The organism is Pseudodonghicola flavimaris (genome assembly GCF_030164425.1).
Lineage (GTDB): Bacteria > Pseudomonadota > Alphaproteobacteria > Rhodobacterales > Rhodobacteraceae > Pseudodonghicola > Pseudodonghicola flavimaris.
Map to the genome: position 1 here is coordinate 1 of NZ_JASNJD010000044.1, position 5,945 is coordinate 5,945.

Below are 5,945 nucleotides of genomic sequence, written 5' to 3' on the forward strand. Positions count from 1 at the left end.
TTTTATGTTTGGGTAAATTTTATCGTATATAGAGATACAAGAGCGCTTATTAGGTTTGGCGGTGACCTACTCTCCCACGTCTTGAGACGCAGTACCATTGGCGCGACGGCACTTAACTTCCGGGTTCGGGATGGAGCCGGGTGTTTTGCTCGTGCTATGACCACCAAACCGAATAAGGGCTCTTTGTCGGCGTTGCGATGCAAGGCCGACGGGATCAATCAACGTCCAAGTCAGTAGACTTTTTGGTGTATGCTTTTGATTTATCAGTAAGTTTGTCTGTTACTGGATCAAATCAAGCCTATCGGACCATTAGTACCGGTCAACTGAACATGTTACCATGCTTACATCTCCGGCCTATCGACGTGGTGGTCTACCACGGTCCTCAGGGATACCTTGTTTTGAGGGGGGCTTCCCGCTTAGATGCCTTCAGCGGTTATCCTGTCCGATCATAGCTACCCAGCACTGCTATTGGCATAACAACTGGTCCACCAGTGGATCGTTCACCCCGGTCCTCTCGTACTAGGGGCAACTCCTCTCAAGTATCCTACACCCACGGCAGATAGGGACCGAACTGTCTCACGACGTTCTAAACCCAGCTCACGTACCTCTTTAAACGGCGAACAGCCGTACCCTTGGGACCTGCTCCAGCCCCAGGATGAGATGAGCCGACATCGAGGTGCCAAACACTGCCGTCGATATGGACTCTTGGGCAGTATCAGCCTGTTATCCCCGGCGTACCTTTTATCCGTTGAGCGATGGCCCTTCCACTCGGGACCACCGGATCACTATGGCCGACTTTCGTCTCTGCTCGACTTGTCAGTCTCGCAGTCAGGCTGGCTTCTGCCATTGCACTCAACGAGCGATTTCCGACCGCTCTGAGCCAACCTTCGCGCGCCTCCGTTACGCTTTAGGAGGCGACCGCCCCAGTCAAACTACCCGCCACGCAGGGTCCCGGACCCAGATGATGGGCCGCGGTTAGACATCAAGAGTGCGAAGGGTGGTATCTCAAGGGAGGCTCCACAGGGACTGGCGTCCCTGCTTCAAAGCCTACCACCTATCCTGCACATCACAATCCTGATGCCAGTGCGAAGCTGTAGTAAAGGTGCACGGGGTCTTTCCGTCTAACCGCGGGAAGCCTGCATCTTGACAGGCAATTCAATTTCGCTGAGTCGATGTTGGAGACAGCGGGGAAGTCGTTACGCCATTCGTGCAGGTCGGAACTTACCCGACAAGGAATTTCGCTACCTTAGGACCGTTATAGTTACGGCCGCCGTTTACCTGGGCTTCAATTCGGAGCTCTCACCCCTCCTTTTAACCTTCAGGCACCGGGCAGGCGTCAGACCCTATACGTCGTCTTGCGACTTCGCAGAGCCCTGTGTTTTTAGTAAACAGTCGCCACCCCCTGGTTTGTGCCCCCAGCCTCTAGTTGCCTAGAAACTGGGCCTCCTTCTCGCGAACTTACGGAGGTATTTTGCCGAGTTCCTTCAACATCGTTCTCTCAAGCGCCTTGGTATTCTCTACCAGTCCACCTGTGTCGGTTTAGGGTACGGTCTGATGGAGGGCTATTTCCAGGGACCACTCAGCAGCCCGACCAATCCGATAAGGCCGAACTACAATCGTGATCCGTCACATCCTCCTGGCCCAGGAATATTAACCTGGTTCCCATCGACTACGCATTTCTGCCTCGCCTTAGGGGCCGGCTTACCCTGCTCAGATTAGCTTTAAGCAGGAACCCTTGGACTTTCGGCGAGAGTGTCTCTCACACTCTTTGTCGCTACTCATGTCATCATTCTCGCTAGTGATCTCTCCACCGGATCCCTCACAGGCCGGCTTCACAGAAAGCTCCTTGCGTCCAATACTCCCGAAGGAGTTAAGGACGCATGGAGCTATGTCACACTACGCTCCGCTACCATGCCTTACGGCATCCTCAGCTTCGGCTCATGGCTTGAGCCCCGTTACATCTTCGCCGCAGGACAACTTGATTAGACCAGTGAGCTGTTACGCTATCTTTAAAGGATGGCTGCTTCTAAGCCAACCTCCTGGTTGTTTTGGTCGTCCCACCTGCTTTCCCACTTAGCCATGAATTGGGGGCCTTAGCTGGAGGTCAGGGTTGTTTCCCTCTTCACGACGGACGTTAGCATCCGCCGTGTGTCTGCCATCTAGTACTCCCGGGTATTCGGAGTTTGGTTAGGATCAGTAAGCCTGTGGGGCCCCATTACCCATCCAGTGCTCTACCCCCCGGGGTATTCGGATGACGCTCTACCTAAATAGATTTCGCGGAGAACCAGCTATCTCCGAGTTTGATTGGCCTTTCACCCCTAGGCACAACTCATCCCGACCTTTTTCAACAGGTGTGGGTTCGGACCTCCAGTTGGTGTTACCCAACCTTCATCCTGGTCATGCCTAGATCACTCGGTTTCGGGTCTGATCCCACGAACTCGACGCCCTATTAAGACTCGCTTTCGCTGCGCCTACACCTAACGGCTTAAGCTTGCACGTGAGACCAAGTCGATGACCCATTATACAAAAGGTACGCCGTCAGCTCGCAAGGAGCCTCCGACTGATTGTAGGCGTCCGGTTTCAGGTACTGTTTCACTCCCCTCGTCGGGGTGCTTTTCACCTTTCCCTCACGGTACTGGTTCGCTATCGGTCAGCAAGGAGTACTTAGCCTTCGAAGGTGGTCCTCCGATCTTCAGACAGAATTTCACGTGTTCCGCCCTACTTAATACGTCCTTCAAAGCTTCCCATACGGGACTGTCACCCACTATGGTCGATCTTTCCAGATCGTTCTGGTCACTTATCAGGCTCGGCTGGTCCCCGTTCGCTCGCCACTACTAGGGGAGTATCAATTGATTTCCTTTCCTCCGGGTACTTAGATGTTTCAGTTCCCCGGGTTTGCTCTTAAAACCCTATGTATTCAGGTCTTAAGTACCTGTTTCACCCAATTATTGAGGGCCTTGCGGCTCACAATAACTGAGTATCAGGTGGGTTGCCCCATTCGGAGATCCTGGGATCAAAGCCTATTCTCGGCTCCCCCAAGCTTATCGCAGAGTATCACGTCCTTCATCGCCTCTTGCTGCCAAGGCATCCACCAAACGCCCTTCTCGCGCTTGATTTGATCCAGAAAAAGACAAACTTGCGTCTGTCGCGGCTCCGGGCTGGTTCGACCAGGGCCATTCTTCTGAACCAAAAGCATACTATCCCGCACTTCCTCATGCGTGACCGCCGCCGGCTGCTTGAGCGCGACTGCGGCATCATCAGGAAGTACATTTTGGTTAGTGTACTTGACTTGGACAACATTGCTTCGTTTCGACCGGGATATCCGAACCTCCACCTGGTAGCGGGGAGGCCGAACCGTCCGCCCTGGGGCGGAACCGACCGAGATCAGGCTGTCACTTCAGCCGATCAAAGCAAGTTGATTGATTTCTCTATATACGATGTCAATTCCGCCGCTTTCCGAAGAAAGTCGGCCGATGTCCGATTGGACGGGCAAACACTGTATCCAGTGCTTGCCGATCTAATCGGGAAGTGGTGGAGCCTAGGAGGATCGAACTCCTGACCTCCTGAATGCAAATCAGGCGCTCTCCCAGCTGAGCTAAGGCCCCAAGGTGATTTTGTATGACAAAATCTCCGTCGACCGTCAGGCTCTTTTCGGAGAAAAGATGCCGGGAGGTCTAAGCGGATGCCCTCTCGTGAGCTTTGCTATGCAAAGCCACTGTCGGGCGCCTGACTTTTTAGCTGCGCTAAAAAGCAGGTTGGTGGGTCGAGGAGGACTTGAACCTCCGACCTCACGCTTATCAGGCGTGCGCTCTAACCACCTGAGCTACCGACCCAGTTGATCTTGCTCGTGCAAAATCGACGTTGCCCGACAGGCGATTTTGCATCGCAAAATCTGCCGAGAGGGCCAGACCCAGAGGTCAGGCAACGACAGGCGAGCCGGGGCTCGCGTGTTCCATGTTCTGAAGAGATATGAGGACGGCCTGGCCCTGAGTTTGACCAACTTTGTTTGTTGATCTGCTGCTAAGTGTTCCACGTTGAAGGCAAGCCTGTCAAATCTAGGAACATCCTTAGAAAGGAGGTGATCCAGCCGCAGGTTCCCCTACGGCTACCTTGTTACGACTTCACCCCAGTCGCTGAGCTCACCGTGGTCCGCTGCCCCCCGTAAGGGTTGGCGCACGGCCTTCGGGTGAACCCAACTCCCATGGTGTGACGGGCGGTGTGTACAAGGCCCGGGAACGTATTCACCGCGTCATGCTGTTACGCGATTACTAGCGATTCCGACTTCATGGGGTCGAGTTGCAGACCCCAATCCGAACTGAGATAGTTTTTTGGGATTAACCCATTGTCACTACCATTGTAGCACGTGTGTAGCCCAACCCGTAAGGGCCATGAGGACTTGACGTCATCCACACCTTCCTCCCGCTTATCACGGGCAGTTTCTTTAGAGTGCCCAGCCGAACTGCTGGCAACTAAAGATGTGGGTTGCGCTCGTTGCCGGACTTAACCGAACATCTCACGACACGAGCTGACGACAGCCATGCAGCACCTGTCACTAGGTCACCGAAGTGAAAGACCCATCTCTGGGCCGGTCCTAGGATGTCAAGGGTTGGTAAGGTTCTGCGCGTTGCTTCGAATTAAACCACATGCTCCACCGCTTGTGCGGGCCCCCGTCAATTCCTTTGAGTTTTAATCTTGCGACCGTACTCCCCAGGCGGAATGCTTAATCCGTTAGGTGTGTCACCGAGCAGCATGCTACCCGACGACTGGCATTCATCGTTTACGGTGTGGACTACCAGGGTATCTAATCCTGTTTGCTCCCCACACTTTCGCACCTCAGCGTCAGTATCGAGCCAGTGAGCCGCCTTCGCCACTGGTGTTCCTCCGAATATCTACGAATTTCACCTCTACACTCGGAATTCCACTCACCTCTCTCGAACTCAAGACCAGGAGTTTTGGAGGCAGTTCCGGGGTTGAGCCCCGGGATTTCACCCCCAACTTTCTGGTCCGCCTACGCGCGCTTTACGCCCAGTAATTCCGAACAACGCTAACCCCCTCCGTATTACCGCGGCTGCTGGCACGGAGTTAGCCGGGGTTTCTTTACCAGGTACTGTCATTATCATCCCTGGCGAAAGAGCTTTACGACCCTAAGGCCTTCATCACTCACGCGGCATGGCTGGATCAGGCTTGCGCCCATTGTCCAAGATTCCCCACTGCTGCCTCCCGTAGGAGTCTGGGCCGTGTCTCAGTCCCAGTGTTGCTGATCATCCTCTAAAACCAGCTATAGATCGTAGGCTTGGTAGGCCATTACCCCACCAACTACCTAATCTAACGCGGGCCGATCCTTCACCGAAATTCTTTCCCCCGAAGGGCGTATACGGCATTAAACCCAGTTTCCCGGGACTATTCCGTAGTGAAGGGCACGTTCCCACGCGTTACTAACCCGTCCGCCACTAAGCCCGAAGGCTTCGTTCGACTTGCATGTGTTAGGCCTGCCGCCAGCGTTCGTTCTGAGCCAGGATCAAACTCTCAAGTTGAAAGCAGCTCACGCTGCTATCCTTGACGTTCGAACCTCTGCACATCGTTCCGACCGGCTAGGTCGGAACAGTCATCTGTTTGATGTGCTCCAGGTTTCATCAGAAACCAGAAGCCGTACAAACAGTGAAGCTGACACTTCATCATCGGGCCGAAACCCTAGAAGCGCGATATGCGAGACCGATCCATCGAAATGAACCAAACCGCCCACATATCTCTTCAGATATCCAGTTTTCAAAGAGCGTAGAGACAAAAACCAGACCAGTGCGCCCTATCTTTCGGCGCGCCCGCCCGATCATTCCTCTGAATTTCTGTCCACCACCTCGGCCTCAGGTCCCTCAGGCAGCGCCGCCGCCTTCCGTTCCGTCCGCCTCCGTGGCGCCCCGTAGCGCCTCAGCGCCGCCGGTGAAGGG

2 tRNA genes and 3 rRNA genes are annotated in these 5,945 nt (G+C 54.4%); all 5 read right to left on the bottom strand.

The features are described 5' to 3' along the window. Positions 1-53 precede the first annotated feature (53 nt). The 5 genes from rrf to QO033_RS25045 all read right to left on the bottom strand — a co-directional run bounded on the left by rrf (position 54) and on the right by QO033_RS25045 (position 5,534). Positions 54-168: ribosomal RNA gene (rrf, locus tag QO033_RS25025) — 5S ribosomal RNA — on the bottom strand. A 120-nt stretch (positions 169-288) separates the two neighbouring features. Beyond that, positions 289-3,116 (bottom strand): 23S ribosomal RNA (locus tag QO033_RS25030). Between the two features lie 413 nt (positions 3,117-3,529). Beyond that, positions 3,530-3,605 (bottom strand) — tRNA-Ala (locus tag QO033_RS25035). Between the two features lie 151 nt (positions 3,606-3,756). Then, positions 3,757-3,833: transfer RNA gene (locus QO033_RS25040), tRNA-Ile, on the bottom strand. 238 nt (positions 3,834-4,071) lie between these two features. Beyond that, positions 4,072-5,534: ribosomal RNA gene (locus QO033_RS25045) — 16S ribosomal RNA — on the bottom strand. Together the 16S, 23S and 5S rRNA genes with 2 tRNA genes alongside form the textbook arrangement of a ribosomal RNA operon. Between the last annotated feature and the right edge of the window lie 411 nt (positions 5,535-5,945).